The following is a 23,040-nucleotide window of genomic DNA, read 5'->3' as shown; positions in this document are numbered from 1 at the left end:
TTAAAACACTGTCCGTTTGAAACGCCGTTTGCTTTTCTGCGCCGCCGTCACCTAGCCGCGCGCAGGCGGCCTTCCGCATGCAGATCGCGCAGCTTGCGCTTGAAAATCTTGCCGGTGGCTTCGCGCGGCATCGAGTCCATGAACTGGATGTCCTTTGGCACCTTGAAATTGGCGAGGCGGGTGCGCAGGAATTCCTGCACTGCCGCCGGCGAAAGCGTGGCATCGGTGTCGGGCTCGATGCAGGCAAACAGCCGCTCGCCGAACTCGTCGTCGGGAATGCCGAACACCGCGCAGTCGCGCACGCCGTCCATGCCGATCAGTGCGTTCTCGATCTCGGCGGGATAGATGTTGACGCCGCCCGAGATCACCATGTCGCGTTTGCGGTCGCACAGGAACAGATAGCCGTCTTCGTCGAGATAGCCGACGTCACCGACGCTGACGAGGCCGTCGCGCCCGGCCTCGGCGCGCGCCTCGGCCTTGCCGTGGTAATCGAAGTCCGGCACCGACATCTGTCGCATGAAGATCTCGCCGGGTTCGTTGACGCCGCACAGTTCGCCGTCGGGGCGGAAGATCTTGACGACACCGCCTTCGATGGCGCGGCCGACGGTGCCGGGCTTGGCCAGCGCCTCCCCGGCCGAATGCCACACCGGGATTCCAGTTTCAGTCGAGCCGAAATATTCGCTGATGACCGGTCCCCACCAGTCGATCATGGCGCGCTTGACCTGCGGCGGGCAGGGGGCCGCGCCGTGGACGACGAAGCGCAGCGACGACAGGTCGTAACGTTGTTTCACCTCGTCCGGCAGGCGCAGCAGCCGCACGAACATCGTCGGCACCATATGCATGTGGGTGACGCGATGGCGCGCGATCAGTTGCAGCATGTCCTCTGGATCGAAACGCGGTTCGAGCACGATTGTGCAGCCGCTGCGAAACGCCAGCATGCCGTAGGAGCTTGGCGCCGAATGATACATCGGGCCGTTCATCAGGATGACTTGATCCTCGTTCGGCTTGACGCCATAGGCGATGCCACCGACTCGTGCCGAGGCCGCCTGCTGCTCCGGCTTCATCGGCTTGCGCCGCACGCCCTTGGGCAGGCCCGTGGTGCCTGACGTATAGAACATTGGCGCGCTGCCGATCGGCGGCTCCTGCGATGGCGCATGGGTGTCGCGCCAGACGTCCCAGTCGGTCATGCCGTCCGGAACCTTCGTCAGCGCAGCCGGAACATTGAACGCCGTGGCGATCTCCAGCGGTGTGGTTACGATCAGCAGCTTGATATGGGCTGGTAGCCCGTCCCTGATCTGCGGCAACAGGTCCGCATGGCAGACCAGGATCTCGGCGCCGCTGTCGGCAAGGATATAGGCGACCTCCTCGGCCTTCAGGTGCCAGTTGATCGGCACCACCGGGCTGCCGAGCGCGGCGGCTGCGCCGGTAACTTCGAACAACGCAAAATCATTGCGCAGCATCATCGCGACCGGCGTGTCGCCACCAAGGCCGAGGCTTTGAAATCCGGTCGCCGCGCGTGCGATGCGGTCATGGATTTCCGGATAGGTAATTGTGCGTTCGCCGCCGATGATCACCGTCACGTGCTCCCTAAAGCATGATGAGTTAGTTTGAAGCCGCCAGCTCGCACCCTATCGCGTCATCCTGAGGTGCGAGCCTCTTCGGCGAGCCTCGAAGGATGAGAAGCGCCCGTGGTCCATCCTTCGAGGCTCGCCCAGCGGTGCAAGTGCACCGCAAGGCTCGCACCTCCAGCGACAACGGCAAAGCCGTTGCGCGGGGATGACGTCTGCCGATTTGGTTCGCACTCAACGCACTCCCTTATCGGTCGTCCAGGATTTCACCGAAACCGACCCAGCTCTTGCCGTCGAAGCGCCGCAGCCGCAATTGCTGGAACGGCAGATAATCCTCGGCATCGGTCGACACCGTTATATCAGGCAACAGCAGCGGCAGCGAAACCTGGCGCAGCGAAGCGGCCTGCCGCATGATATTCTCCCGGCTGAGATCGTCCTTGCAGGCCGTCAGCACCTTCGTCATCAGGTTGGCATAATGATAGCCCGCCGCGTAATTCGAATTGTTCAGGTCGGCATTGGGCAGATACTTCTTCATGAACGCGAAATACTCCTTCACGCCGGCATCATTGGCCCATTGCGCGTCCATCGTGTCCTTCTGGTTGCTCGACGAAATCAGCCCGACCGCGTTTTCCAGTCCGCCGGGCTCCAGGAACGAGATCGATGACGCCGATGTCGGCACGAACAACAGGTCCGGCTTCCAGTTCAGTTCGGCAACGCCCTTGATCATCTGCGAGGTGAACTTCCCGAGCACGACGCCGAACATCACATTGGCGCCGGAGGCTTTCAGCGTCGCAAGCTGCGAAGCGATGGTCGGCGCACTGGTCTCATAGCTCGCCTCGGAGACGATCATGGTCGCGGCCTTGTCTCCCAGCGCGCGCTTGAAGCCGGCGACATAGTCGCGGCCGAAATCGTCGTTTTGCGCCAGGATGGCGATCTTCGCGTCCGGCTTGGTCTGCAAGATGTACTTGGCATAGACGACGCCCTCGGACTGATAGGTCGCCATGCCCGGCATGGTCCATGGGTAATGCTTCGGGTCGGCCCACTTGGTGGCGCCGCTCAGCACGAACAGCTGCGGAACCTTCTTGTTGTTAAGGTAGCGGTGCACGGCGTTGTTGGTTGCGGTGCCCAGCGAGCCGAACATGACAAGCACTTCTTCCTGCTCGACCAGCTTTCGGGTCTGCTCGACGGTCTTGGGCGGCGAGTAGGCATCGTCGAGAGTGATGAACTTGACCTTGCGGCCGTTGATGCCGCCGTCCGCGTTGACCTTGTCGAAATAGGCCTCTTGCGCCCGGCCGATGGTGCCGAAGCCGGACACCGGCCCGCTATAGGGCAGCGTCTGGCCGATGCGGATTTCGCCCTTGTCATCGGCGGCGACGGCTCCGGTCGCCATCAATGCGAACACCATGCTCAATGCAGTGCGTGACACGCTCATCGTTCCCATCCCTCTGTTTTCATTTGTTGTCGAAGCCGAGAGTGCGCCGCCTAAGCGCGCGCTCGCCTGAGAAAGTCGCTGCCGGCGTCGTCGAATTCGGCTTTCAGGCGCGCGACGAGTTCGGCGACCGGCGGTGCATCATTGATCTGGCCGATGCCCTGGCCCGAGCCCCAGATGTCGCGCCATGCCTTGGACTTGGTGTTGCCGCCGGAGCCGAAATTCATCTTGGTCTTGTCAGCGACCGGCAAATTGTCGGGATCGAGGCCCGCGGCCACGATCGACGGGCCGAGATAATTGCCGTGCACGCCGGTGAACAGGTTCGAATAGACGATGTCATGGGCGGCGTGCTCGGTCAGCGCCTTCTTGTAGGCGAGGTCGGCATTCGCCTCTTCGGTGGCGATGAAGCGCGTCCCCATGTAGGCGAGGTCGGCGCCGAGCGCGAGCGCGGAGGCAATGCTCCAGCCGTCGGAGATCGCACCCGACAGCAGGATGGTGCCCTTGAACCATTGTTTGACCTCGCGCAGCAGCGCGAACGGCGACAGCGTGCCGGCATGCCCGCCGGCGCCGGCGCAGACCAGAATGAGCCCGTCGACGCCCTGTTCGGCGGCCTTGCGTGCATGCTTGACGTTGATCACGTCGTGGAACACGACGCCGCCATAGGAATGCGCGGCTTCGACGATCTCCAGCGGCGGCCGCAGCGAGGTGATGATGATCGGAACCTGGTGCTTGACGCAGGTTTCCATGTCTTTCATCAGCCGGTCGTTGGAGGCGTGGCAGATCTGGTTGACCGCATAGGGCGCGACCTTCTTCGTGGGGTGCAGCGCCTTGTACTCGCCGAGTTCATTCTTGATCCGGCTCAGCCATTCGTCGAGTTTTTCGACCGGCCGCGCGTTCAGCGCCGGAAACGATCCGACGATGCCGGCCTTGCACTGGGCGATCACGAGTTCCGGCCCGGACACGATGAAGAGCGGCGAGCCGACCACGGGCAGTTCAAGCGAATTGGCAAGCGACGCGGGCAACGGCATTCAATCCTCCCTCTGGGTTTCGAGGCCGGCGAGCGGTTCCGCTCCAGCCGGCTTGCTTATGCGCTGCATTATAGGGCTGGACGGGTCGTCTCCGACGTTCAATATTGAACAGCTGACCATTCAGTAATGAACATCTAGGCCTGATCGCCAATGGACTGGGACCTGTGCAAGACCTTTGTCGCGGTGGCCGAAACCCGCAGCTTCGCCGCGGCCGCGCGCCAGCTCCGCTCCAGCCATCCGACGGTCGGCCGCAAGATCGCCGAACTGGAAGGCCAGCTCGGCATACCCCTGTTCGCGCGCTCCAACGAAGGCCTGTCGCTGACCGCGCAGGGCCGCAAATTCCGTGAGCATGTCGACGCCATGGCGGCGGCGGCGCTGCGCGCCGAGGCCGCGGTCTCCGCGACCGGTGCGGACGCCCGCGGCGTGGTCAAGCTCTCGATCGGAGCGACCTTTGCCTCGCACTGGCTGATGCCGCGGCTGGGTCCGTTCCTGCGCGCGCACGACCACATCCAGATCGAGATCATCACCCATCCGTTTCCGGCCAGCGTGCGCCGCCGCGAGGCTGATGTCGTGCTGCGTCCGGTGGACAGTGGCGAGGAGAATTTGATCGGCCGCCGGATCGGCCGGCTCGGCACCGGCTTTTACGCTTCGCGCGCCTATGCGGCGCGGCGTCGTTTGCCGGAGCGGCGCGACGAATGGAAGGGGCACAGCGTGATCGGCTTTGCCGACCGGGCCTCGAACGAACGCCTGGCGCGCTGGAGCGATCTCATCACCCGCCAGGGATCGGTGGTGCTGCGCTGTTCGTCGCAGGGCGACATGCTGGCCGCGGCGAAGGCCGGCCTCGGAATCTCGGCGCTGTCCTGCTTCGTCGCCGCCATCGACCCCGATCTGGTGCGGGTCGCGCCGCAAAAACTCGTCAGCGTGGCCGATCTCTGGCTGCTGGCGCATCCGGATCTGGTCGAACTCCCCGCGGTGCGCGCGGTGATCGACTTCGTCACGGCATGCGCGCGCGAGGACCGGGTCAGGCTGCGGGGCTGACTTGTCTCGGTCTGCGTTCCCCGGATGCTGCGCAGCGCGAAGCGGTGCGCTGCTGATCCGGGGTCCATGCCTCCGAGACAATGTCTACTTCGTGATCACGCCCTCGCGATTCTTCACGACGCGATAGTAGCTCCACCAAAGATGCGCTGCGGCACCGCGCATGGGGCGCCACGGCTCGGCCAGCGGCGCCATCTGCTTGGCGGTCGGACGCGCCTTCAGGCCGAGCCCGACCTTGATCGCCTCCTGGATCGCGATGTCGCCGGCCGGCCAGGCATCGCCATGGCCGAGGCAGAACAGCAGATAGACGTCGGCGGTCCACGGGCCGATACCATGCAGCGCGGTCAACGTGTGGTGTGCGGCGTCGGCGTCCTCTTCTGCCAGTACCTCGAGGTTCAATCGTTCGGCGGCCAGTTCGCGCGCGATGTTTTTCAGCGTCTTGATCTTGGCGGCCGAAAGGCCGAGCCGTCCGAGGCGTTCGGCGCGGGCCTTGCGGATGGGCTCGGGATCGAACGGATCGAACGCGGCGGTGAGGCGTCCCCAGATCGCCCCGGCGCTCGCGGTGGACAATTGCTGACCGCACACGATATGCGCCAGCCCGGCAAAGCCCGGTTCGCGCTGGCGCAGCGCCGGCATGCCCGTGAGTTCGAGAATCGGTTTGAGCCGCTTGTCCTGTACGACGAGGGCCGCAATCGCGTCTTCGAGGTCGGCCTGGGAGTTGAGGTGAATGGTCATTGCCCGTTAAAACCATCATGTCCCGCGAAAGAGATCAATGCCGTCACCTGTGTTCCGATTTGCGCCAAGCCCCAATGGCTACCTCCATCTCGGCCACGCTTTTTCGGCGCTGTTGAATTTCGAGCTGGCGCGCGCGAGCGGTGGAAGATTTCTGCTCCGCATCGAGGATATCGACGCGACGCGGTGCCGGCCGGAATTCGAGGCTGCGATATTTGAAGACCTCGAATGGCTCGGCCTGTCCTGGGAAGCGCCGGTGCGGCGGCAGTCCGAACACCTTTCCGATTTTCGCGAAGCGGTGGAAAAACTGTCAGGCCGAGGCCTGATCTATCCCGCCTTCGAAAGCCGCGCGGAAATCGCCCGCATGGTCGCCGAACGGGAATCCGCCGCGAAGGCCGGAGCGCCCTGGCCGCGTGATCCCGATGGCGCGCCGCTCTATCCCGGCGCCGCGAAGTCGTTTTCCGCGCCGGCGCGGCGGCGATTGATCGACCAGGGCCTGCCTTACGCGTTGCGGCTCGATATGGCGGCGGCCATGGCACAGGCGCCCGATCTCGCCTGGGTCGAGCGCGGCGAGGGCGCAGGCGGCGAAACCGGGCTCGTGGCCGCCCGACCGGAAGCCTGGGGCGACGTCATCCTGGCGCGTAAGGAGACGCCGACCAGCTATCACCTGTCGGTTGTGATCGACGATGCCTTGCAGGGCGTCACCGACGTGGTGCGCGGCCAGGACCTGTTCTGGTCGACCAGCGTGCACCGGCTGCTGCAATCGCTGCTTGGTATTCCGCAACCGGTCTACCGGCATCACCGGCTGGTCCTCGACGACGCCGGACAGAAACTGTCGAAGTCGACCAAGGCCACCGCCTTGCGCGAATTGCGTGGGCAGGGCGCCACGCCGGCCGACATCCGCCGTCTGGCAGGACTTGCGTAATTACTGAGGGTTGCCCCAAAGGCCATCGTGACTCCGGCTGCCGTGGCATGCCATGCTTGGTTCCAGGATGGGTCAGGGGATCATGGCGGCATCACCGCGTTCACGGCGTACAACACGGCTGACCAGGAAGCAGCCGAAGAAGAAGCGCGTATCGCGCGTTGGCGCGAAGAAACGCGGTTCGCCGAAAGCTAAGGCCGGGCCCGGCGTGGTCGAAGTGGCATTGGCGGCCTTTGCCCACGAGGTGCGCACGCCGCTGACCGGCATTCTGGCGATCAGCAACCTCCTGGCGACATCCGACCTTGATGAGCGCGAACGGCGCTGGGTCGACACCATCAAGGCCGGCGCGGAACATCTGGCGAGCCTTGCGACCTTGTTCGTCGATGCCGCGCGTAGCAGCGGTCCCGGGCTCACCGTGCGCCACGATTTCTTCGATCTGCGCACGCTGGCGCGCAACGCCGGCGATTCGCTGACCGGGCGGGCGGCGGCGAAGGGTCTGCAGTCGTCGGTCGAGATTTCCGAAAAGCTGCCGGCATTTGCCGTCGGCGATCCCGTAAGGCTGCGGGCGGCGCTGGAGAACCTGATCGACAATGCGGTGAAATTCACCGAACAGGGCAGCGTCACGCTTGTCGTGTCGCCGCTGCGCGCTCCAAGGGGTAAAATCGGCGTCGCCTTTGCGGTCTCCGACAGCGGCATCGGCCTCACGCTCAGCGAGATCAAGCGCCTGTTCCGCCCGTTCTCGCAGGCCAATGTCTCGATCGCCTCAAAGTTCGGCGGCACCGGGCTTGGGCTGTCGTCGGTCAGGCAACTCGCGCGCGCCATGGGCGGCGACATCGTGGTGACGCAACGGCGCGGCGGCGGCACCACCTTCACGCTCAGCGTCGTGATGTCGCCGGCCAAGGGCCCGATTACGATCATGACGGGGGCCGATGGCGAGCCGTCGACCGGGGCGCTGCGGTCCTTGCGCCTGCTCAGCGTCGAGGACAATCCGTTCGGCCGCGTCGTGCTGAACGCCATCTTGACCGAGCTCGGCCACCAGACCGAGTTCATCGGCCAGGGCGAGGCCGCGCCGGAGCGGATCGCGCAGGGCGGTTTCGACGCGGTGCTGATGGACATGGTGCTGCCGGGCATCGACGGCATCGAGGCTATCCGGCGCATTCGGGCGCTCGATCCGCCGCTCGGCCGCATCGCCATCATCGGCGTGTCGGGGCGCGGCGAGGACGAGGCGGCCTCGCGCGCTGCGGGGGCCGACGCCTTCCTGATCAAGCCTGTCAGTCCACGTGCGCTAGCGACTGCGCTGCTTGAAGCGACACGCCGCGCGGCAGCCGCGACTTGATGATCGCCGCGTTGAGTTCGCCGCCATAGACGAAGATCGCGGCGAGGAAATACAAAAACACCAGCGCGATGATGACCGATGCGAGGCCGGCATACATCGTCACGTAATTATTGGCGAAGCGCGCCAGATACTGGCCGAACACGATGCCCGATACCAGCGACGCCACCATGGTGAAGATGATGCCGGGCAGGATCTGCAGAAACCCCCTGCGTCCCGCCGGCAGCCAGGCGTGCAGGATGAACAGCGCCACGATCAGCGCGCCGATCGTGATGCTGTAGCGGGTGATGTTGAGGAAGTGTTCGTTCGTCTCGACGAAAAACGGAATGTGGCGCCGTGCCGCCTCCAGCATCAGGGGAAACAGCACGATCAGGAACGCCATCGCCAGCGCCGTGAAGGCGGCGACCAGCGTGTAGCCGATCGACTCCAGCCGCAGCCAGTACCAGCTGCGCGGCTCGATAACGGAATAGGCGCGGTTCAGCGCCACCCGCAGCGCCTCGACGCCGTTCGAGGCGAAATAAAGTGCCAGCACCGCGCCGATGGTCAGGATATCGCCGCGGGACGTGGTCAGCACGTCGTGGATTTCGCCTGACAGCGTGTCGGCGACCTGTTGCGGCCACACCTGGAGCAATAGGCTGACTGATTGGTCGGCGAGTTGCTTGGAGCCGAAAAAGCCGGCCAGCGACGTCAGCACGATCAGGAACGGAAACAGCGCCATCAGCGTCGACAACGCGATATGGCTGGCGATCGCCCAGCCATCGTCGACGAGGAACTCGTAAAAGGCATCCACCACGACGTGATAGACGTACTTGACCTGCCTCACATGCCACCCTGGCTGGCGATTGACGGTTCGATGCGAGATACTAGAGCGTTTTCAAGCGAAGTGGGACCGGTTCGCGTGAATAAAACGCGTCAAAAAAAGAATCTGATATTATTATTGGGCTAAGAGCCAGATCGATCAGGCATCTGTGCGGCTGTCTGTGAACGTATAGCGGCCGGCCCGGCGCGGTGTTATGTAGCGCCGATGGCATCCTTTTTTGGTTCGATTGTTCTGCCCATCGCGGTCGCTGCCGTTGCGATCGTGCTGTTTTTGGGTCTCATCAACATGATGCGGGGCGGCTCGCCCAGCCGCTCGCAGAATCTGATGCGGCTGCGGGTGTTGCTGCAATTCATCGCCATCGTCATCACGATGGCCGTGGTCTGGGCGATGGGCAAATAGGGCAAGCAGGAGGGGGACCCGCCAATGGTCGTGCTTAATCGAATCTACACGCGGACCGGCGATGACGGCACCACCGCGCTCGGCAGCGGCGAACGCCGCCCGAAATATGATCTGCGCATCAGCGCCTATGGAACCGTGGACGAGACCAACGCCGCGATCGGCGTGGCGCGGCTGCATCTGGCGCAGGCGCGCGAACTCGATGCGATGCTGGGCCTGATCCAGAACGACCTGTTCGATCTCGGCGCCGATCTCGCCGTGCCCCAGCGCGAGGGCAAGGCGGAGCGGCTGCGCATGCTGTCCAGCCAGGTGGAACGGCTCGAGCGCGATATCGATACGCTCAACGCCCATCTGGCGCCCCTGACCTCCTTTGTGCTGCCCGGCGGCACCCCCGCTGCGGCATACCTGCATCTCGCCCGCACCATATGTCGCAGAGCGGAACGGATCATGGTGGAACTGGGGGCCAGGCCGGACGAGCCGGTCAGCGAGCCTGCCGTACACTATATGAACCGGCTGTCGGATTTCCTGTTCGTCGCCAGCCGCTCCATGAACGATAATGGCGCCGGGGACGTGTTGTGGGTGCCCGGCCAGAACCGCTAAAGTGGTCGTCTGAAGGGCGCGATTTTTGGCTTTCGCGCGTTGACCGCCGATAGCGGGACCTTTAGGTTCCGCGCCCAAGCTAATAGAGAGCTCACCAAACCCCAGAATTCAAGCGAAAGAGGATCGATGAAGGTTCTTGTGCCGGTAAAACGGGTGGTCGATTACAACGTCAAGGTCCGCGTCAAGAGCGACGGAACGGGCGTGGAACTCGCCAACGTGAAGATGTCGATGAATCCGTTCGACGAAATCGCCGTCGAGGAAGCGCTGCGGCTGAAGGAAGCCGGCAAGGCGACCGAAGTGGTGGTGGTATCGATCGGGCCCGCACAGGCCTCCGAGACGATCCGGACTGGACTTGCGATGGGCGCCGACCGCGGCATCCTGGTCAAGGCCGAAGGCAATGTCGAACCGCTGGCGGTCGCCAAGATTCTCAAAGCCATCGTCGACGAAGAGAAGCCCGGCCTCGTCATCCTCGGCAAGCAGGCGATCGACGACGACTCGAACCAGACCGGCCAGATGCTGGCCGCACTTCTCGGCTGGTCTCAGGCGACCTTTGCCTCCAAGCTCGAAGTCGACGGCTCCGATTTCAAGGTGACGCGCGAAGTCGACGGCGGCCTGCAGACCCTGAAGCTGAAGGGACCGGCCATCGTCACCACCGATCTGCGCCTCAACGAGCCGCGCTACGCCTCGCTGCCCAACATCATGAAGGCGAAGAAGAAGCCGATCGCCGACAAGAGCGCGGCCGACTACGGCGTCGATCTCACGCCGCATCTCGAAGTGCTGAAAACCACCGAACCGCCGGGCCGCAAGGGAGGCGTCAAGGTCAAGGACGTCGCCGAACTGATTTCGAAGCTCAAGACCGAAGCCGGGGTTCTCTGATGACCACGCTGTTGATTGCCGAACACGACCACGAGGCCCTCAAGGACTCCACCAACAAGGCGCTGACCGCGGCCACCCAGCTGGGTGCCGAAGTTCACGTGCTGGTCGCCGGTGGCGGCCAGGGCACCAAGGCGGCGGCCGAGGCGGCGGCGAAGCTCGCCGGCGTCACCAAGGTGCTGGTTGCCGAGGGTGACGCCTATGCCCACGACCTCGCCGAGCCGCTGGCGGCGCTGATCGTGGCGCTGGCGCCGTCCTACGACGCCTTCGTCGCGCCCGCGACTTCGCGCTTCAAGAACGTGATGCCGCGCGTCGCCGCCTTGCTCGACGTGATGCAGGTGTCCGAGATCATCAAGGTGGTCTCGCCGGATACGTTCGAGCGGCCGATCTATGCCGGCAACGCGATCCAGACCGTGAAGTCCAAGGACGCCAAGAAGGTCATCACGGTGCGGACCTCGACCTTCGCCGCGGCAGGCGACGGCGGCAGTGCTGCGATCGAGAACGCCGCTGCCGCGGCCGATCCGGGCCTCGCCACCTTCGTCGGTGAGGAAGTCGCCAAAAGCGACCGCCCCGAACTGACGTCCGCAAAAATCATCGTCTCCGGCGGCCGTGCCATGCAGAGCCGCGAGAACTTTGCCAAGTACATCGAGCCGCTCGCCGACAAGTTAGGCGCCGGCGTCGGCGCCTCGCGCGCCGCCGTCGATGCCGGCTATGCGCCGAACGACTGGCAGGTCGGGCAGACCGGCAAGGTGGTGGCGCCGGAGCTCTATGTCGCGATCGGCATTTCCGGCGCGATCCAGCATCTCGCCGGCATGAAGGATTCCAAGGTGATCGTTGCGATCAACAAGGATGAGGACGCGCCGATTTTCCAGGTTGCCGATTACGGCCTGGTTGCGGATTTGTACCAGGCGGTTCCGGAATTGACCGAGGCGCTCGGCAAGCTCGGAAAATAACGGCAGTCAAACAGCGGCCGGACGCGTAAGCTCCGGCCGGTGTTAATCTAGGGACAGCGTTTTCAAGCGAAGTGGCTACCGGGTTCGCTTGAAGAAAACGCGTCGAAAACAGGTTTAAGCCTCGGTTCGGACCGGGGCCTAACGGGATGAACTGGCGCGAGATGCGTGCCGTTCGGGTGGATGACAAGATGGCGGTGACAATCAAGAAGGTCGGCGTGATCGGCTCGGGCCAGATGGGCAATGGCATCGCCCATGTGGCGGCGCTGGCCGGCCTCGACGTGGTGCTCAACGACGTGTCCGCTGACCGGTTGAAATCGGCGATGGCGACCATCAACGGCCATTTGTCGCGCCAGGTCGCCAAGAAGGGTATCACCGAGGACGCCCGCAAGCAGGCGCTTGAGCGCATCACCACAAGCGAGACGCTCGACGGCCTGTCGGACTGCGATCTCGTCATCGAGACCGCGGTTGAAAAGGAAGAGACCAAGCGCAAGATCTTCCACGACGTCTGCGCGGTGCTGAAACCCGAGGCGATCGTCGCCACCAACTCCTCGTCGATCTCGATCACGCGGCTTGCCGCCTCGACCGACCGCCCCGAGAAATTCATCGGCATTCATTTCATGAATCCGGTGCCGGCGATGGAACTGGTCGAACTGATCCGCGGCATCGCCACCGATGACGAGACCTTCGATACCGCCAAGGCCTTTGTCACCAAGGTCGGCAAGCAGATTGCGGTGTCCGAGGATTTCCCGGCCTTCATCGTCAACCGCATCCTGCTGCCGATGATCAACGAGGCGATCTACACGCTGTATGAAGGCGTCGGCAACGTCGAGGCGATCGATGCGGCGATGAAGCTCGGCGCGCACCATCCGATGGGCCCGCTGGAGCTGGCCGATTTCATCGGCCTCGATACCTGCCTGTCGATCATGCAGGTGCTGCATGAGGGGCTGGCGGATTCGAAATACCGGCCGTGCCCGCTGTTGGTGAAATACGTCGAAGCCGGCTGGCTCGGCCGCAAGACCCAGCGCGGTTTCTACGACTACCGCGGCGACAAGCCGGTGCCGACGCGCTAGCCTCAATTTCTCGTTAACCAGCCTCCGCTAGGGTCTCCCCGCGTTTCGGGAGTCTTGCGTATGGACATGATGGCTATGGTGTCGAGCATGCTCGCCATGCAGGCGGGTGGTCTGCAGCAGCAGATTCAGACCTCGATCATCAAACAGAACAACGACGCCGAGAAATTCGCGGTCCAGACCCTGCTTAGCATCCCGTCGACCGCCAACCTTGCGCCGGGCGTTGGCGGCAATCTCAACGCGATCGCCTAAAACCTTCAGAATCCCGCCGCCACCGGCTTCACAGCCGCCTTGATCAGCTTGATCGCGTCGTCGCTGGCCCATTCGGCGGGACCGGCCAGATTGGCGATTTCGCAGCCCTGGCCGTCGACCAGAATAGAGGTCGGCATCCCCAGCGCCTTGCCTATACCCTTAAGATCTTGAAAAACCTTGGCTTTCGCGTCGCTGAAATAGGCCAGTCTGGTCAGATTGGCTTCTTTCAGGAAGTTTTTGGGCTTTTCGGGGTCGCGGGTGTCGATGTTGATCGCGACCACCTCGAAATCCTTGCCGCCGAGTTTGGTCTGCAGGCTGTCGAGCGCCGGCATCTCTTTCCGGCAGGGCACGCACCAGGTGGCCCACAGATTGACCAGCACGGTCTTGCCGCGCCAGTCGGAGAGTTTTCGGGGCTTGCCCTCCGCATCCTCGAACGCGAGGTCAGGGAGCCGGAGCGGGCTGGTGGCCATGGTCAGCGCGGCGACCTCGCCATGCGCCAGAGGTCCGATCTTGCGCGCCAGCTCGACCGCGCCTGCACAGGCGGCATCGCCGCCCGCACCGCGCTTCAGGCCGCCGAACCCGTAGACCCCGGCAAAGCCGATCGCCGCCCCAATCAGGACCGCGCCGACGGCGATGGGGATCCGGCGCGTGGCGGCCGGGCGAGGGGCAGGCGTTTCGGGCATATCGTTTGTCATCCTGTATCAGATACGGCTATGCAGTGCTCATGTTACGGGCGAAACCGGCACGGCGTTTCGCCGGTTTCGACGATAAATGCCAGACCTGAATAGCCAGCACCTGAATAAGAAGTCGTGAGCGAGAAGTCATGAGCAACAAGATGTGGGGCGGCCGGTTCACCGAGCGTCCCGATGCGATCATGGAGGAAATCAACGTCTCCATCGACGTCGATCGTCACATGTATTCCCAGGACATCGCCGCGTCCAAGGCCCACGCCGCGATGCTCGCTGCGCAGGGCATTATCACGGCCGGTGATGCGAAAAATATCGGTAAAGGTCTAGACACGATTCTGTCAGAAATCGAAAAAGGCTCGTTCGATTTCAAGCGCGCGCTCGAAGACATCCATATGAACGTCGAGAGCCGGTTGACCGATCTGATCGGGCCCGCCGCCGGCCGGCTGCACACCGCGCGTTCGCGCAACGACCAGGTCGCGACCGATTTTCGTCTGTTTGTGCGCGACACCATCGATGAGCTAGATGCGGCGCTGGCCGCGTTTCAATATGTCCTGGTGGAGCGGGCGCTGGAACATGCCGGCACGGTCATGCCGGGCTTCACCCATCTGCAGACCGCCCAGCCCGTGACGCTCGGGCATCATCTCCTGGCCTATGTCGAGATGGCCGCGCGCGACCGCGGCCGCTTTGCGGATGCGCGCAAGCGGTTGAACGAATCGCCGCTGGGCGCGGCCGCGCTCGCCGGCACCTCGTTTCCGATCGACCGTCACGCCACCGCCAAGGCGCTCGGCTTCGACCGGCCGATGGCCAACTCGTTGGACGCGGTATCGGACCGCGACTTCGTTTTGGAAACCCTGTCGGCGGCGTCGATCGCAGCGGTGCATATGTCGCGCTTCGCCGAGGAGATCGTGATCTGGACCTCGCCGCTGGTCGGCCTCATCAGGCTGAGCGACAAGTTCACCACCGGATCCTCGATCATGCCGCAAAAGCGCAACCCCGATGCGGCCGAACTGGTGCGCGCCAAGACCGGGCGGGTGATCGGGGCGCTGACGGCGCTCCTGATCGTGATGAAGGGGCTGCCGCTCGCCTATCAAAAGGACATGCAGGAGGACAAGCAGGGCGCGATGGAAGCGTTCGCAGCCCTCTCGCTGGCGATCCGGGCGATGACCGGCATGGTTGCCGACCTCGTACCGGACGAGAGCAGGATGAAGGCGGCCGCGGGCGAGGGCTATGCCACCGCCACCGATCTTGCCGACTGGCTGGTGCGGACGCTGAAAATGCCGTTCCGCGACGCCCATCACGTCACCGGACGCATCGTCGGGCTTGCCTCGAAACAGGGCGTGGCGCTGCACGAACTGCCGCTGAAGGCGATGCAGGAGGTCGAGCCGAAGATTACGGCCGAGGCGCTGCGCGTGCTGTCGGTGGAAGCGTCGGTCAAGAGCCGCACCAGCTATGGCGGCACCGCGCCGAAGAATGTGGCGGCTCAGGCCAAGTCCTGGCTGAAGCGGTTGGAAAAAGAGCGAAAATTGGGCTGAGGCCAAGAATTTCGCTGCAATTTCTTGGGTTTTTCTTGGGTTTCATGGGGGCGTCGGGCCTCGCCATCGCAAGGCAATCTTTGTATGGTGCGGCGCGTATTGGGGATTTTCGTCGTGACACGTAACTACCGGCCGACATCGTCGGGATGGGCCATCATCCTGCTGAGCGTGAGCGCGCTTGCGCTCGGCGGCTGCGGCCGCAAGGGCGGCCTCGATCTGCCGCCGAACGCCTCGAATGCGTCGGCGCAATCCGCGGCCACCGATTCGGAGGCCGAGCGCGCGGCCCAGCCGGGCGTATACAATCCGGGCTTCGGGTCCGACGCCCAGCCGGAGGCGGCCAGGGGCAAAAAGAAACCGTTCATACTCGACCCGCTGCTGGGTAATTGAGCGCACCATGAATCACTTCGACTATCGCAACGGCGTGCTTCACGCCGAGGCGGTCAATCTTTCCGATCTCGCGGATGCCGTGGGCACGCCGTTCTATTGCTATTCGACCGCGACGCTGGAGCGCCACTACCGGGTGTTCGCCGAGGCCTTCGCCGGCGAGAAGACGCTGGTCTGCTACGCCATGAAGGCCAATTCCAACCAGTCGGTGCTGCGCACGCTGGCGAAACTCGGCGCCGGCGCCGACGTGGTTTCCGGCGGCGAGTTGAAGCGGGCGCTGGCGGCGGGAATACCCGCAAACAAGATCCTGTTTTCCGGCGTCGGCAAGACCGAGGCGGAACTTCGCGCGGCACTGGCGGCGGATATCCTCTGCATCAACGTCGAGTCGGAGCCTGAACTGGAACTGTTGTCGCGGCTCGCGGTCGAAATGGGCCGGACCGCGCGGATTTCGGTGCGCGTCAATCCCGACGTCGATGCCGGCACCCACGCCAAGATCGCCACCGGGAAATCCGAGAACAAGTTCGGCGTGCCGATTGCGCGCGCCCGCGAGGTCTATGCCCGTGCCGCACGGCTGCCCGGGATCGAGGTCACGGGCACCGACATGCATATCGGCAGCCAGATCACGGATCTGAGCCGCATGGAGACCGCGTTCCGGATTCTCTCCGACTTCGTGCGGACCTTGCGCGCCGACGGCCACAACATCTCGCATATCGATTTCGGCGGCGGGCTCGGCATTCCCTATCACATGGACCGCGAAGCGCCGCCGCTGCCGTCAGCCTATGCCGCGATGGTCAAGCGGGTGACGCATAATCTCGGCTGCACGCTGATGTTCGAGCCGGGCCGGATGATCGTCGGCAATGCCGGCATCCTCGTTGCGCGCGTGATCTATGTGAAGCCGGGTGACGCCAAGAATTTCGTCGTCATCGATGCCGCGATGAACGATCTGATCCGCCCCACGCTGTATGAGGCCCATCACGACATCCTGCCGGTCCGCGAAGCTATGCCAGGCACGCCGACGATTACCGCCGATGTGGTCGGGCCGGTCTGCGAAACCGGTGATTATTTGGCACTCGACCGCCAGATCCCCGAGCCCAAGGCCGGCGATCTCCTGGCGATCATGACCGCCGGCGCCTATGGCGCGGTGCAGTCAGGCTTTTACAACACCCGCGCGCTGGTGCCGGAAGTGCTGGTCAAGGACAATCAATTCGCGGTGGTGCGTCCGCGTATCGAAGTCGACGAACTGATCGCGATGGACCGGCAGGCGCCGTGGCTGTGACCCCAGGCATATCTGTCAGCGCGCGCTGACACTGTGCCGATTTCAAAGGAGATTCCGATGCGCATTCTGGCTTTGGCTGTCTTGACGATGGCGGCGGTTTCGGCGACGTCGCCAGCGCGCGCCCAGACCTATAATCCGAGGTATCCAGTCTGCATCAAGCAGATCCAGACTTTCGGTGGTGAACGCATTGAGTGCGCCTACACCTCGCTGGAGCAGTGCAACGCGACGGCACTGGGCCTTCCTGCCCAGTGCATCGAGAATCCGTATTACGGCGGTCGGCCGGAAGGCGGCCGGCGTTACCGCCAGGGCTATTGAGCGGATCGGGCGCGTAGGTGGGTGGAGCACGTAGCTCCACCTCTCCACGCGATGCCTCACTTCGCGGCGTGGCTGCCGCCCTTTGCGCCGCCGACGATCACACCCGCGGCCTTTTCGATCGGCTTGATCGCCTCGGTGAAATCCGACTCCGCGCCCTGATCGCGGATCACGACTTCCCACAGGCGCCCGACCGCTTCGGCGACTTCCATCGACAGCCCCAGCGACTTCATCTCGTCCAGCGCGAGCCGCACGTCTTTCACCATCAGTCCGGTGGCGAAGCCGAAGTCGAACGTCCGCGGCAATACCGCACGCGGAAACTTGTCGCGGCTTGCGGTGTTGAGCCCCGAGCCGGCGTTGATCACGTCGACCATCACGGCCGGATCAAGACCCGATTTGACGCCCATCACCACCGCTTCCGACGTCGCCACCATCGCGGTGGCTGACAGGAAATTATTGGCGAGCTTCATGGTCTGAGCGGAACCCGGTTTCTCGCCAATGAAGAACACCTTGCCGATGACACCGAGCGCGGGCTTCAACATGTCGCAATCGGCGCGCGGGCCCGACACCATCACGGCGAGCGTGCCCTTTTCGGCACCGCCGACGCCGCCGCTGACGGGGGAGTCTATCTGCACGATGTTCTTCGCGGCCAGGAGGCCGTGGATCCGCGTTGCCATTTGCGAGCCGACGGTGGAGAGGTCGACGAAGCGTTTGACGCGTTTGCCTTCGATCACGCCGCCGGTGCCGGTTGCGACGTCGAGCGAGGCCTGCAGTGACGGCAGGCTCGCCAGCACCGTTTCGCAGCGATCGGCGATATCCTTTGGCGATGACGCCACTTGCGCGCCGAGCGCCACAAGCTTGTCGGTGGCTTCCGTCCGCGTATCGAACACGGTGAGCTGGTGGCCTGCCTCGATCAGGCGGCGCGCCATCGGGAAGCCCATCTTGCCGAGGCCGATGAATCCGATTTCCATGGTGTTGTTTTCCTGAGTTTCTGGAGACGCTCCTCATCCTGAGGAGCGCGTCTTCGCGCGTCTCGAAGGATGAGTTTGTTGATTAATCTTTCGGGCCTCATGGTTCGAGACGGCGCAAGCGCGCCTCCTCACCATGAGACTTCAACCCTTGTCCATTTCCGCGAACACTTCGCGCGCGATGCGAAAGCTGTCGACGCCGGCGGGCGCGCCGGCATAGATCGCGACCTGCATGAAGATTTCGCGGATCTCGTCTTTGGTCACGCCGTTGGTCAGCGCGCCCTTGATGTGGGTGCGCAACTCATGCGGCCGGTTCAGGATCGAGATCATCGCGAGGTTGAGCATGCTTCGGGTCTTGCGCGGCAGTTCCTCGCGGCCCCACACCGCGCCCCAGCAATATTCGGTGAGCAGTTCCTGGAACGGGCGGTTGAAATCGTCGACGTTCTTCAGGGCGTTGTCGACATAGGCCTCGCCGAGCACGGCTTTGCGCACTTCCAGGCCCTTGTCGTAGGTCTTCTTGTCCATGACGTTTCCTCCGGCATTCTTGCGGTATTTTGCGGGTTCGGGCGGACGTTAGGGGGTCGAAGCCCTGCAGTCACGCCTTCGTGTTATGCGTATTTCCGGGTGTGGGTTGGCCCTGGAAACGGGTGCCTCATTGCCGCCGCTGTGCTAGGCTGATTTGTCGGCAACCCGGAGAGTTTATTGAACGGCGCCAACCCTGACCCCACGGAGCCAGCGCGCGAGCCTGATGCGGTGGCGCGGCTTCAACTGACGCAGGCCCTGCAGCGGGCCCAGTATGCGATCGCGTGGGAGCGCGGGTGGCCGATTCTGGCCCGGCTGTTGACCGTCGTCGGACTGTTTCTGGTGGCGTCCTGGGCCGGATTGTGGCTGGCGCTGCCCTTTGTCGCCCGTGTCGTCGGCATCGCCTTGTTCGCAGGCCTGGCGCTCGGCGCGTTGTACCCGATCTTGCGCTATCGCTGGCCGACCCGTGAAGAGAGCCTGGGCCGGCTCGACCGCGGCACCGGCATTCGCCATCGCCCGGCGACCGCGCTCACCGACACGCTGGCCAGCAAGGATCCGATCGCGCTGGCCCTCTGGAACGAGCAGCGCGAGCGGACGCTGGCCTCGATCAAGCGGATCCGCGCCGGCCTGCCGTCGCCGCGGCTGCCGATCCACGATCCCTGGGCGCTACGTGCGCTGGTCATGGTAATGGCGGTGGCGGCCTATTTTGCCGCCGGTGACGAACGCGCGATGCGCATCGCCGCGGCGTTCGACTGGAACGGCGTGCTGGCGCCGGCCAATGTCCGGGTCGATGCCTGGGTGACACCGCCGGTCTACACCAGCAAGCCGCCGATCATTCTGTCCGCCGCGAACAAGGACGCTGGACCCAATAGCGGGCCGCTGGCGGTTCCGGCCGGCAGTACGCTGCTGGTGCGCTCCAGCGGCGGTTCGATCGATGTCGTGGTGGGCGGCGGCGTCACGGAAGTCGCGCCCAGCGAACAGGCGCCGAAGGGCACCAACGAGCGCCATTTCAAGATCGCCGGCGACGGCACAGCCCATGTCCGCGCACCGGCCGGCCAGCCGCAATGGCGGTTCGCCGCGACGCCCGACCGTACCCCGACCATTTCGCTGGCGAAGGATCCCGAGCGCCAGGCCCGCGGCTCGCTGCAGATGTCCTACAAGCTCGAGGATGATTACGGCGTTACCGAAGCGCGCGCCTCGTTCGCGGTCCGGCCCGCCGATCCCGGCAAGGAAGCAGTCAAGGAAATCGGCAAGGAAATCGGTAAGGAACCGGCAAAGGGCGCCAAAGGCGGAGACAAGGCGGCCGAGAAGACTGCCGAAAAAACGGCCGAGGCGCGGCCGTTGTTCCCGGCGCCGCAGTTTCCGCTGGCCCTGCCGAACGCGCGGACCCGCAATGGTGTCGGCCAGACCGTCAAGGATCTCAGCGAGGATCCCTATGCCGGTGCCGACGTCACGCTGACGCTGACGGCCAAGGACGAGGCCGGCAATGAAGGCCGCAGCGAGCCGTTCAACATGCGGCTGCCGGAGCGGCTGTTCACCAAGCCCTTAGCCCGCGCGCTGATCGAGCAGCGCCGTATCCTGGCGCTCGACGCCAACCAGAATGGCCCGGTCTATGCCGCGCTTGCCGCGCTGATGATCGCGCCGGAACTATTTACGCCGCAGGCCGGCCATTATCTCGGCCTCTACAGCGTCTCGCGCCAGCTCGAGGCGGCGCGCACCGACGACGCCATGCGAGAGGTGGTGGCGAGCCTGTGGTCGCTCGCGGTCACGATCGAGGACGGCAACATCACCGATGTCGACAAGGCGTTGCGTGCGGCGCAGGAGGCGCTGAAGCAGGCGCTGGAGCGCGGGGCCAGCGACGAGGAGATCAAGAAGCTCACCGACAATCTGCGCGCCGCGCTGGATAATTTCCTGCGCCAGCTCGCCGAACAGCTCAAGAACAATCCGCAGCAACTGGCGCGGCCGCTCGATCCCAATACCAAGATGCTGAGCCAGCAGGATCTCAAGAGCATGCTCGACCGGATGGAGCGGCTGTCACGCTCCGGCGACAAGGATGCGGCAAAGCAATTGCTGGAACAGCTGCAGCAGATGCTGGAAAACCTGCAGATGGCGCAGCCCGGCCAGTCCGGCGACGGCGACATGGAGCAGGCGCTGAACGAGCTCGGCGACATGATCCGCAAGCAGCAGCAATTGCGCGACAAGACCTACAAGCAGGGCCAGGATTCGCGGCGCGATCGCATGCGCGGCAAGCAGGGCGAGCAGAGCATGGGCGACCTGCAGCAGGACCAGCAGGGCCTGCGCGACCGCTTGAAGAAATTGCAGGAAGAACTCGCCAAGCGCGGCATGGGTCCGGGTCAGCGCGGCGAGAAGGGCCAGCGCGGCGAAAAAGGTCAGCAGGGTCAGCAAGGCCAGCCGGGCGGCGACCAAGGCGACGGCGAGGACGGGCTGGAGCAGGCCGATGGAGCGATGGGTGACGCCTCAGGCCGGCTCGGCGAAGGCAACGCCGATGGCGCGGTGGATTCGCAAGGCCGCGCGCTGGATGCGCTGCGCAAGGGCGCGCAGAGTCTCGCCGAGGCGATGCAGCAGGGCGATGGCGACCAGCCGGGCGACGGCCCGGGCAATCCGAACGGCCGGCAGCAGGGCGCGCAAAGGAATACCGATCCGCTCGGGCGGCCGATGCGCAACAACGAGTTCAACGATGATTATTCAGTGAAGATCCCCGGCGAGATCGACGTACAGCGCGTGCGCCGCATTCTGGAAGAACTGCGCCGGCGCCTCGCCGATCCGGCCCGCCCGCAGATCGAACTCGATTACATCGAGCGGCTGCTGAAGGATTATTGAGCCGTCGCGCTCAGTCGTCATCGCATAATACACTTGTCATACGCGGGCTTGACCCGCGTATCCATCTTCTTCGCGAGAGTCTTTCGAGCGGGATGGATGGCCGGGTCAAGCCCGGCCATGACAGGTTAAACTACCCCTTCCGCGCCGCCAGCGCATCGGCGACTGCGGTGCGGATATCGGCCACCGAAAACGGCTTTGTCACCACGTCGTGCACGATCGCATTGAGGCCGGAGGCGCGTTCGCGCTGATCGGCAAAGCCGGTCATCAGCAAGATCTTCAGGTCGGGAAAATCGCGTGCCGCCGCCAGCGCCAGCGCGATCCCGTCCATTACGGGCATCTGGATGTCGGTGAGCAGCAGGTCGAACGCACCCTTTTCGCGCGCCAGGATATCAAGCGCCTCGGCGCCGTCCTCGGCGGTTACGGTGTCATGGCCGTCCATGGCGATGGCGCGCGCCACCAGGGAGCGCATCGAGTCTTCGTCGTCGGCAATCAATACACGCGGCATGGCAACAGCTCATTTGCGAGCGGGACGTCCGGCCAATTTTACGCGCGGCCGGCGGCCAGATCCCGCTTGTTGAAGAAGCGTACGTCAATATTGCGGCCTTCGGGCGGCGGCGACGCCAGCCGCGACTTGAAGTAGGCGCGCTCGCCCGGCTTCAGCACCGGCTGCTCGAGCACCGCGTTCCAGGCATAGATCTCCGCGCCTTGTTCGTCGCGAACGCTAAAGCGCAGCCGCGGCAATTCGACCGGCTTCCTGGTCTCGCCGACGATCACGCCTTCGATGACCAGCACCGGCTTGCCGTCGACGGTCTCGTTGGTGATCTTGATGTCCTTGAACGACAGCCCGCGCAAATTCACATCTAACCCGACCATCTTGTAGAACGTCGCGGTCTGCGGCAGCAGGCGCACCACGTCGGTGCGCCAGAACATCAGCGCCACGACCAGTGCGCCCATCGCGGCGCAGGCGACGGGAGCGCTGACGGACGGCATCCGCATGGACGGCAGTTTGGGCAGCCGGAACAGCTTGGCCAACCGCGAGCGGTGGGTGGAAAGCGCCTCCTGATGCGCCTCGGCATCCTGCTGGGCGACCGACGGCCAGTCGGCTTCATTTCCCCGGGAACCTTCGCCTTCGGCCGGCCAATCGGCCGAAATCGACGGGCTGTCGACCACGGGGGGCTCCTGGGCCTCTTCCTGGCGGGCCATGGCCTCCCACTCGGCGGCGGCGTCCGCCTCGGCATTTCCGGTTCCCTGGCCGGCTTCCGCCATCGCCGGCACGGCAGGCGCGATCTCGACTGCGTCCTCGGGGCGTGCCAGCCAGGTTTCCTTGCAGCGGGAACAACGGACCGTCCGGCCGGCGGCACCCAGGGTGGCCAGCTTGATCGCGTAGGATGTTGTACAATGGGGGCAGACGATGTGCATGGAGCCCGTTTCCACAGTGTCTTTGGGCCGATGCTACCTAGCGACCGTTAACGAATCGGAAACCATAACGGTCGCACAACCGTTTTGTC

The 23,040-nt window shown here is 64.3% G+C and carries 24 protein-coding genes; 14 read left to right on the top strand and 10 right to left on the bottom strand.

The window, feature by feature from the left end; translation table 11 throughout:
* Positions 1 to 47: 47 nt before the first annotated feature.
* The 3 genes from JQ574_RS06005 to JQ574_RS05995 all read right to left on the bottom strand — a co-directional run bounded on the left by JQ574_RS06005 (position 48) and on the right by JQ574_RS05995 (position 4,025).
* Positions 48 to 1,574 carry an acyl-CoA synthetase gene (locus tag JQ574_RS06005; protein ID WP_212213643.1) on the bottom strand — a complete coding sequence of 509 codons (1,527 nt, stop codon included), beginning with the start codon at positions 1,572 to 1,574 and terminating at the stop codon, positions 48 to 50.
* Positions 1,575 to 1,815: 241 nt separating this feature from the next.
* Complete coding sequence (locus JQ574_RS06000) at positions 1,816 to 2,973, bottom strand: ABC transporter substrate-binding protein (RefSeq protein ID WP_249119153.1); 1,158 nt, start codon at positions 2,971 to 2,973, stop codon at positions 1,816 to 1,818.
* A gap of 77 nt (positions 2,974 to 3,050) precedes the next feature.
* Positions 3,051 to 4,025, bottom strand: coding sequence for a nitronate monooxygenase family protein (locus JQ574_RS05995; protein ID WP_212213487.1), 975 nt, complete (start codon positions 4,023 to 4,025; stop codon positions 3,051 to 3,053).
* Between the two features lie 150 nt (positions 4,026 to 4,175).
* On the opposite strand from JQ574_RS05995, the gene JQ574_RS05990 reads away from it, so the two are divergent.
* Entirely contained in the window at positions 4,176 to 5,063 is an 888-nt protein-coding gene (locus tag JQ574_RS05990) for a LysR family transcriptional regulator (RefSeq protein WP_212213490.1), read from the top strand.
* A gap of 84 nt (positions 5,064 to 5,147) precedes the next feature.
* On the opposite strand, the gene JQ574_RS05985 is transcribed toward JQ574_RS05990, so the two are convergent.
* A complete protein-coding gene (locus JQ574_RS05985) occupies positions 5,148 to 5,795 on the bottom strand; it encodes a DNA-3-methyladenine glycosylase (protein WP_212213493.1) in 648 nt (215 codons plus the stop codon).
* 37 nt (positions 5,796 to 5,832) lie between these two features.
* Here JQ574_RS05985 and gluQRS point away from each other — a divergent pair, with 37 nt between their 5' ends.
* Together gluQRS and JQ574_RS05975 are read left to right on the top strand one after the other, a co-directional pair.
* Positions 5,833 to 6,717 (top strand): tRNA glutamyl-Q(34) synthetase GluQRS, encoded by an 885-nt coding sequence (gene gluQRS / locus JQ574_RS05980; protein WP_212213497.1) that lies wholly within the window; start codon positions 5,833 to 5,835, stop codon positions 6,715 to 6,717.
* An 82-nt stretch (positions 6,718 to 6,799) separates the two neighbouring features.
* Entirely contained in the window at positions 6,800 to 8,050 is a 1,251-nt protein-coding gene (locus JQ574_RS05975) for an ATP-binding protein (protein WP_212213500.1), read from the top strand.
* Here the strand turns inward: JQ574_RS05975 and JQ574_RS05970 are convergent.
* Entirely contained in the window at positions 7,986 to 8,870 is an 885-nt protein-coding gene (locus tag JQ574_RS05970; RefSeq protein ID WP_212213503.1) for a YihY/virulence factor BrkB family protein, read from the bottom strand. The genes JQ574_RS05975 and JQ574_RS05970 overlap by 65 nt on opposite strands.
* Positions 8,871 to 9,071: 201 nt before the next feature.
* Between JQ574_RS05970 and JQ574_RS05965 the strand changes: the two genes are divergently transcribed.
* The 6 genes from JQ574_RS05965 to JQ574_RS05940 all read left to right on the top strand — a co-directional run bounded on the left by JQ574_RS05965 (position 9,072) and on the right by JQ574_RS05940 (position 13,008).
* The gene (locus JQ574_RS05965) at positions 9,072 to 9,266 is read left to right on the top strand and encodes a twin transmembrane helix small protein (protein ID WP_212213505.1); all 195 of its coding nucleotides are present in this window, start codon (positions 9,072 to 9,074) and stop codon (positions 9,264 to 9,266) included.
* Between the two features lie 24 nt (positions 9,267 to 9,290).
* Positions 9,291 to 9,863, top strand: a complete 573-nt coding sequence (locus tag JQ574_RS05960; RefSeq protein ID WP_212383393.1) for a cob(I)yrinic acid a,c-diamide adenosyltransferase — start codon at positions 9,291 to 9,293, stop codon at positions 9,861 to 9,863.
* A gap of 126 nt (positions 9,864 to 9,989) precedes the next feature.
* Complete coding sequence (locus JQ574_RS05955) at positions 9,990 to 10,739, top strand: electron transfer flavoprotein subunit beta/FixA family protein (protein WP_209840907.1); 750 nt, start codon at positions 9,990 to 9,992, stop codon at positions 10,737 to 10,739.
* Positions 10,739 to 11,689 carry an electron transfer flavoprotein subunit alpha/FixB family protein gene (locus JQ574_RS05950; RefSeq protein ID WP_212213511.1) on the top strand — a complete coding sequence of 317 codons (951 nt, stop codon included), beginning with the start codon at positions 10,739 to 10,741 and terminating at the stop codon, positions 11,687 to 11,689. The genes JQ574_RS05955 and JQ574_RS05950 overlap by 1 nt, the downstream gene beginning before the upstream one ends.
* Positions 11,690 to 11,877: 188 nt before the next feature.
* Positions 11,878 to 12,759 (top strand): 3-hydroxybutyryl-CoA dehydrogenase, encoded by an 882-nt coding sequence (locus JQ574_RS05945; RefSeq protein WP_212213525.1) that lies wholly within the window; start codon positions 11,878 to 11,880, stop codon positions 12,757 to 12,759.
* A 60-nt stretch (positions 12,760 to 12,819) separates the two neighbouring features.
* Positions 12,820 to 13,008: a hypothetical protein gene (locus JQ574_RS05940; RefSeq protein WP_212213527.1), complete on the top strand. Its 189-nt coding sequence runs from the start codon at positions 12,820 to 12,822 to the stop codon at positions 13,006 to 13,008.
* A 5-nt stretch (positions 13,009 to 13,013) separates the two neighbouring features.
* On the opposite strand, the gene tlpA is transcribed toward JQ574_RS05940, so the two are convergent.
* The gene (tlpA, locus tag JQ574_RS05935) at positions 13,014 to 13,703 is read right to left on the bottom strand and encodes a thiol:disulfide interchange protein TlpA (protein WP_409363438.1); all 690 of its coding nucleotides are present in this window, start codon (positions 13,701 to 13,703) and stop codon (positions 13,014 to 13,016) included.
* A gap of 128 nt (positions 13,704 to 13,831) precedes the next feature.
* Between tlpA and argH the strand changes: the two genes are divergently transcribed.
* The 4 genes from argH to JQ574_RS05915 all read left to right on the top strand — a co-directional run bounded on the left by argH (position 13,832) and on the right by JQ574_RS05915 (position 17,204).
* Positions 13,832 to 15,229, top strand: a complete 1,398-nt coding sequence (gene argH / locus JQ574_RS05930; protein ID WP_212213532.1) for an argininosuccinate lyase — start codon at positions 13,832 to 13,834, stop codon at positions 15,227 to 15,229.
* Between the two features lie 114 nt (positions 15,230 to 15,343).
* Positions 15,344 to 15,616: an LPS translocon maturation chaperone LptM gene (gene lptM / locus JQ574_RS05925; protein ID WP_192738311.1), complete on the top strand. Its 273-nt coding sequence runs from the start codon at positions 15,344 to 15,346 to the stop codon at positions 15,614 to 15,616.
* 7 nt (positions 15,617 to 15,623) lie between these two features.
* Positions 15,624 to 16,889 carry a diaminopimelate decarboxylase gene (lysA, locus tag JQ574_RS05920; protein ID WP_212213534.1) on the top strand — a complete coding sequence of 422 codons (1,266 nt, stop codon included), beginning with the start codon at positions 15,624 to 15,626 and terminating at the stop codon, positions 16,887 to 16,889.
* Positions 16,890 to 16,946: 57 nt separating this feature from the next.
* Positions 16,947 to 17,204 (top strand): DUF3551 domain-containing protein, encoded by a 258-nt coding sequence (locus tag JQ574_RS05915; RefSeq protein WP_212213537.1) that lies wholly within the window; start codon positions 16,947 to 16,949, stop codon positions 17,202 to 17,204.
* 56 nt (positions 17,205 to 17,260) lie between these two features.
* On the opposite strand, the gene JQ574_RS05910 is transcribed toward JQ574_RS05915, so the two are convergent.
* Positions 17,261 to 18,172: an NAD(P)-dependent oxidoreductase gene (locus JQ574_RS05910; RefSeq protein ID WP_212213539.1), complete on the bottom strand. Its 912-nt coding sequence runs from the start codon at positions 18,170 to 18,172 to the stop codon at positions 17,261 to 17,263.
* A 141-nt stretch (positions 18,173 to 18,313) separates the two neighbouring features.
* Positions 18,314 to 18,694, bottom strand: coding sequence for a carboxymuconolactone decarboxylase family protein (locus JQ574_RS05905; protein WP_192738307.1), 381 nt, complete (start codon positions 18,692 to 18,694; stop codon positions 18,314 to 18,316).
* Positions 18,695 to 18,871: 177 nt separating this feature from the next.
* Between JQ574_RS05905 and JQ574_RS05900 the strand changes: the two genes are divergently transcribed.
* Positions 18,872 to 21,532, top strand: coding sequence for a TIGR02302 family protein (locus JQ574_RS05900; RefSeq protein WP_212213541.1), 2,661 nt, complete (start codon positions 18,872 to 18,874; stop codon positions 21,530 to 21,532).
* A 130-nt stretch (positions 21,533 to 21,662) separates the two neighbouring features.
* Here JQ574_RS05900 and JQ574_RS05895 read toward each other — a convergent pair whose 3' ends face one another.
* Positions 21,663 to 22,037 (bottom strand): response regulator, encoded by a 375-nt coding sequence (locus JQ574_RS05895; protein WP_192738305.1) that lies wholly within the window; start codon positions 22,035 to 22,037, stop codon positions 21,663 to 21,665.
* 38 nt (positions 22,038 to 22,075) lie between these two features.
* A complete protein-coding gene (locus JQ574_RS05890; protein WP_212383392.1) occupies positions 22,076 to 22,951 on the bottom strand; it encodes an MJ0042-type zinc finger domain-containing protein in 876 nt (291 codons plus the stop codon).
* Positions 22,952 to 23,040 lie beyond the last annotated feature (89 nt).

The organism is Bradyrhizobium sp. AUGA SZCCT0158 (assembly GCF_018130065.1).
Lineage (GTDB): Bacteria > Pseudomonadota > Alphaproteobacteria > Rhizobiales > Xanthobacteraceae > Bradyrhizobium.
The sequence above is the reverse complement of the archived record's forward strand: the minus strand, read 5'-3'. Positions and strand labels throughout refer to the sequence as shown.

What these genes read in the sequence shown, in the direction of transcription:
- JQ574_RS05890 (WP_212383392.1), bottom strand. Translation starts at nt 22,951, where the DNA reads ATGCACATCGTCTGCCCCCATTGTACAACATCCTACGCGATCAAGCTG.
- JQ574_RS05960 (WP_212383393.1), top strand. Translation starts at nt 9,291, where the DNA reads ATGGTCGTGCTTAATCGAATCTACACGCGGACCGGCGATGACGGCACC.
- JQ574_RS05990 (WP_212213490.1), top strand. Translation starts at nt 4,176, where the DNA reads ATGGACTGGGACCTGTGCAAGACCTTTGTCGCGGTGGCCGAAACCCGC.
- JQ574_RS05940 (WP_212213527.1), top strand. Translation starts at nt 12,820, where the DNA reads ATGGACATGATGGCTATGGTGTCGAGCATGCTCGCCATGCAGGCGGGT.
- JQ574_RS05985 (WP_212213493.1), bottom strand. Translation starts at nt 5,795, where the DNA reads ATGACCATTCACCTCAACTCCCAGGCCGACCTCGAAGACGCGATTGCG.
- JQ574_RS05895 (WP_192738305.1), bottom strand. Translation starts at nt 22,037, where the DNA reads ATGCCGCGTGTATTGATTGCCGACGACGAAGACTCGATGCGCTCCCTG.
- JQ574_RS05965 (WP_212213505.1), top strand. Translation starts at nt 9,072, where the DNA reads ATGGCATCCTTTTTTGGTTCGATTGTTCTGCCCATCGCGGTCGCTGCC.
- JQ574_RS05995 (WP_212213487.1), bottom strand. Translation starts at nt 4,025, where the DNA reads ATGCCGTTGCCCGCGTCGCTTGCCAATTCGCTTGAACTGCCCGTGGTC.
- argH (WP_212213532.1), top strand. Translation starts at nt 13,832, where the DNA reads ATGAGCAACAAGATGTGGGGCGGCCGGTTCACCGAGCGTCCCGATGCG.
- tlpA (WP_409363438.1), bottom strand. Translation starts at nt 13,703, where the DNA reads ATGACAAACGATATGCCCGAAACGCCTGCCCCTCGCCCGGCCGCCACG.
- gluQRS (WP_212213497.1), top strand. Translation starts at nt 5,833, where the DNA reads ATGCCGTCACCTGTGTTCCGATTTGCGCCAAGCCCCAATGGCTACCTC.
- JQ574_RS06000 (WP_249119153.1), bottom strand. Translation starts at nt 2,973, where the DNA reads ATGGTGTTCGCATTGATGGCGACCGGAGCCGTCGCCGCCGATGACAAG.
- JQ574_RS05975 (WP_212213500.1), top strand. Translation starts at nt 6,800, where the DNA reads ATGGCGGCATCACCGCGTTCACGGCGTACAACACGGCTGACCAGGAAG.
- JQ574_RS05910 (WP_212213539.1), bottom strand. Translation starts at nt 18,172, where the DNA reads ATGGAAATCGGATTCATCGGCCTCGGCAAGATGGGCTTCCCGATGGCG.
- JQ574_RS05905 (WP_192738307.1), bottom strand. Translation starts at nt 18,694, where the DNA reads ATGGACAAGAAGACCTACGACAAGGGCCTGGAAGTGCGCAAAGCCGTG.
- lysA (WP_212213534.1), top strand. Translation starts at nt 15,624, where the DNA reads ATGAATCACTTCGACTATCGCAACGGCGTGCTTCACGCCGAGGCGGTC.
- JQ574_RS05955 (WP_209840907.1), top strand. Translation starts at nt 9,990, where the DNA reads ATGAAGGTTCTTGTGCCGGTAAAACGGGTGGTCGATTACAACGTCAAG.
- JQ574_RS05915 (WP_212213537.1), top strand. Translation starts at nt 16,947, where the DNA reads ATGCGCATTCTGGCTTTGGCTGTCTTGACGATGGCGGCGGTTTCGGCG.
- JQ574_RS05950 (WP_212213511.1), top strand. Translation starts at nt 10,739, where the DNA reads ATGACCACGCTGTTGATTGCCGAACACGACCACGAGGCCCTCAAGGAC.
- JQ574_RS05945 (WP_212213525.1), top strand. Translation starts at nt 11,878, where the DNA reads ATGGCGGTGACAATCAAGAAGGTCGGCGTGATCGGCTCGGGCCAGATG.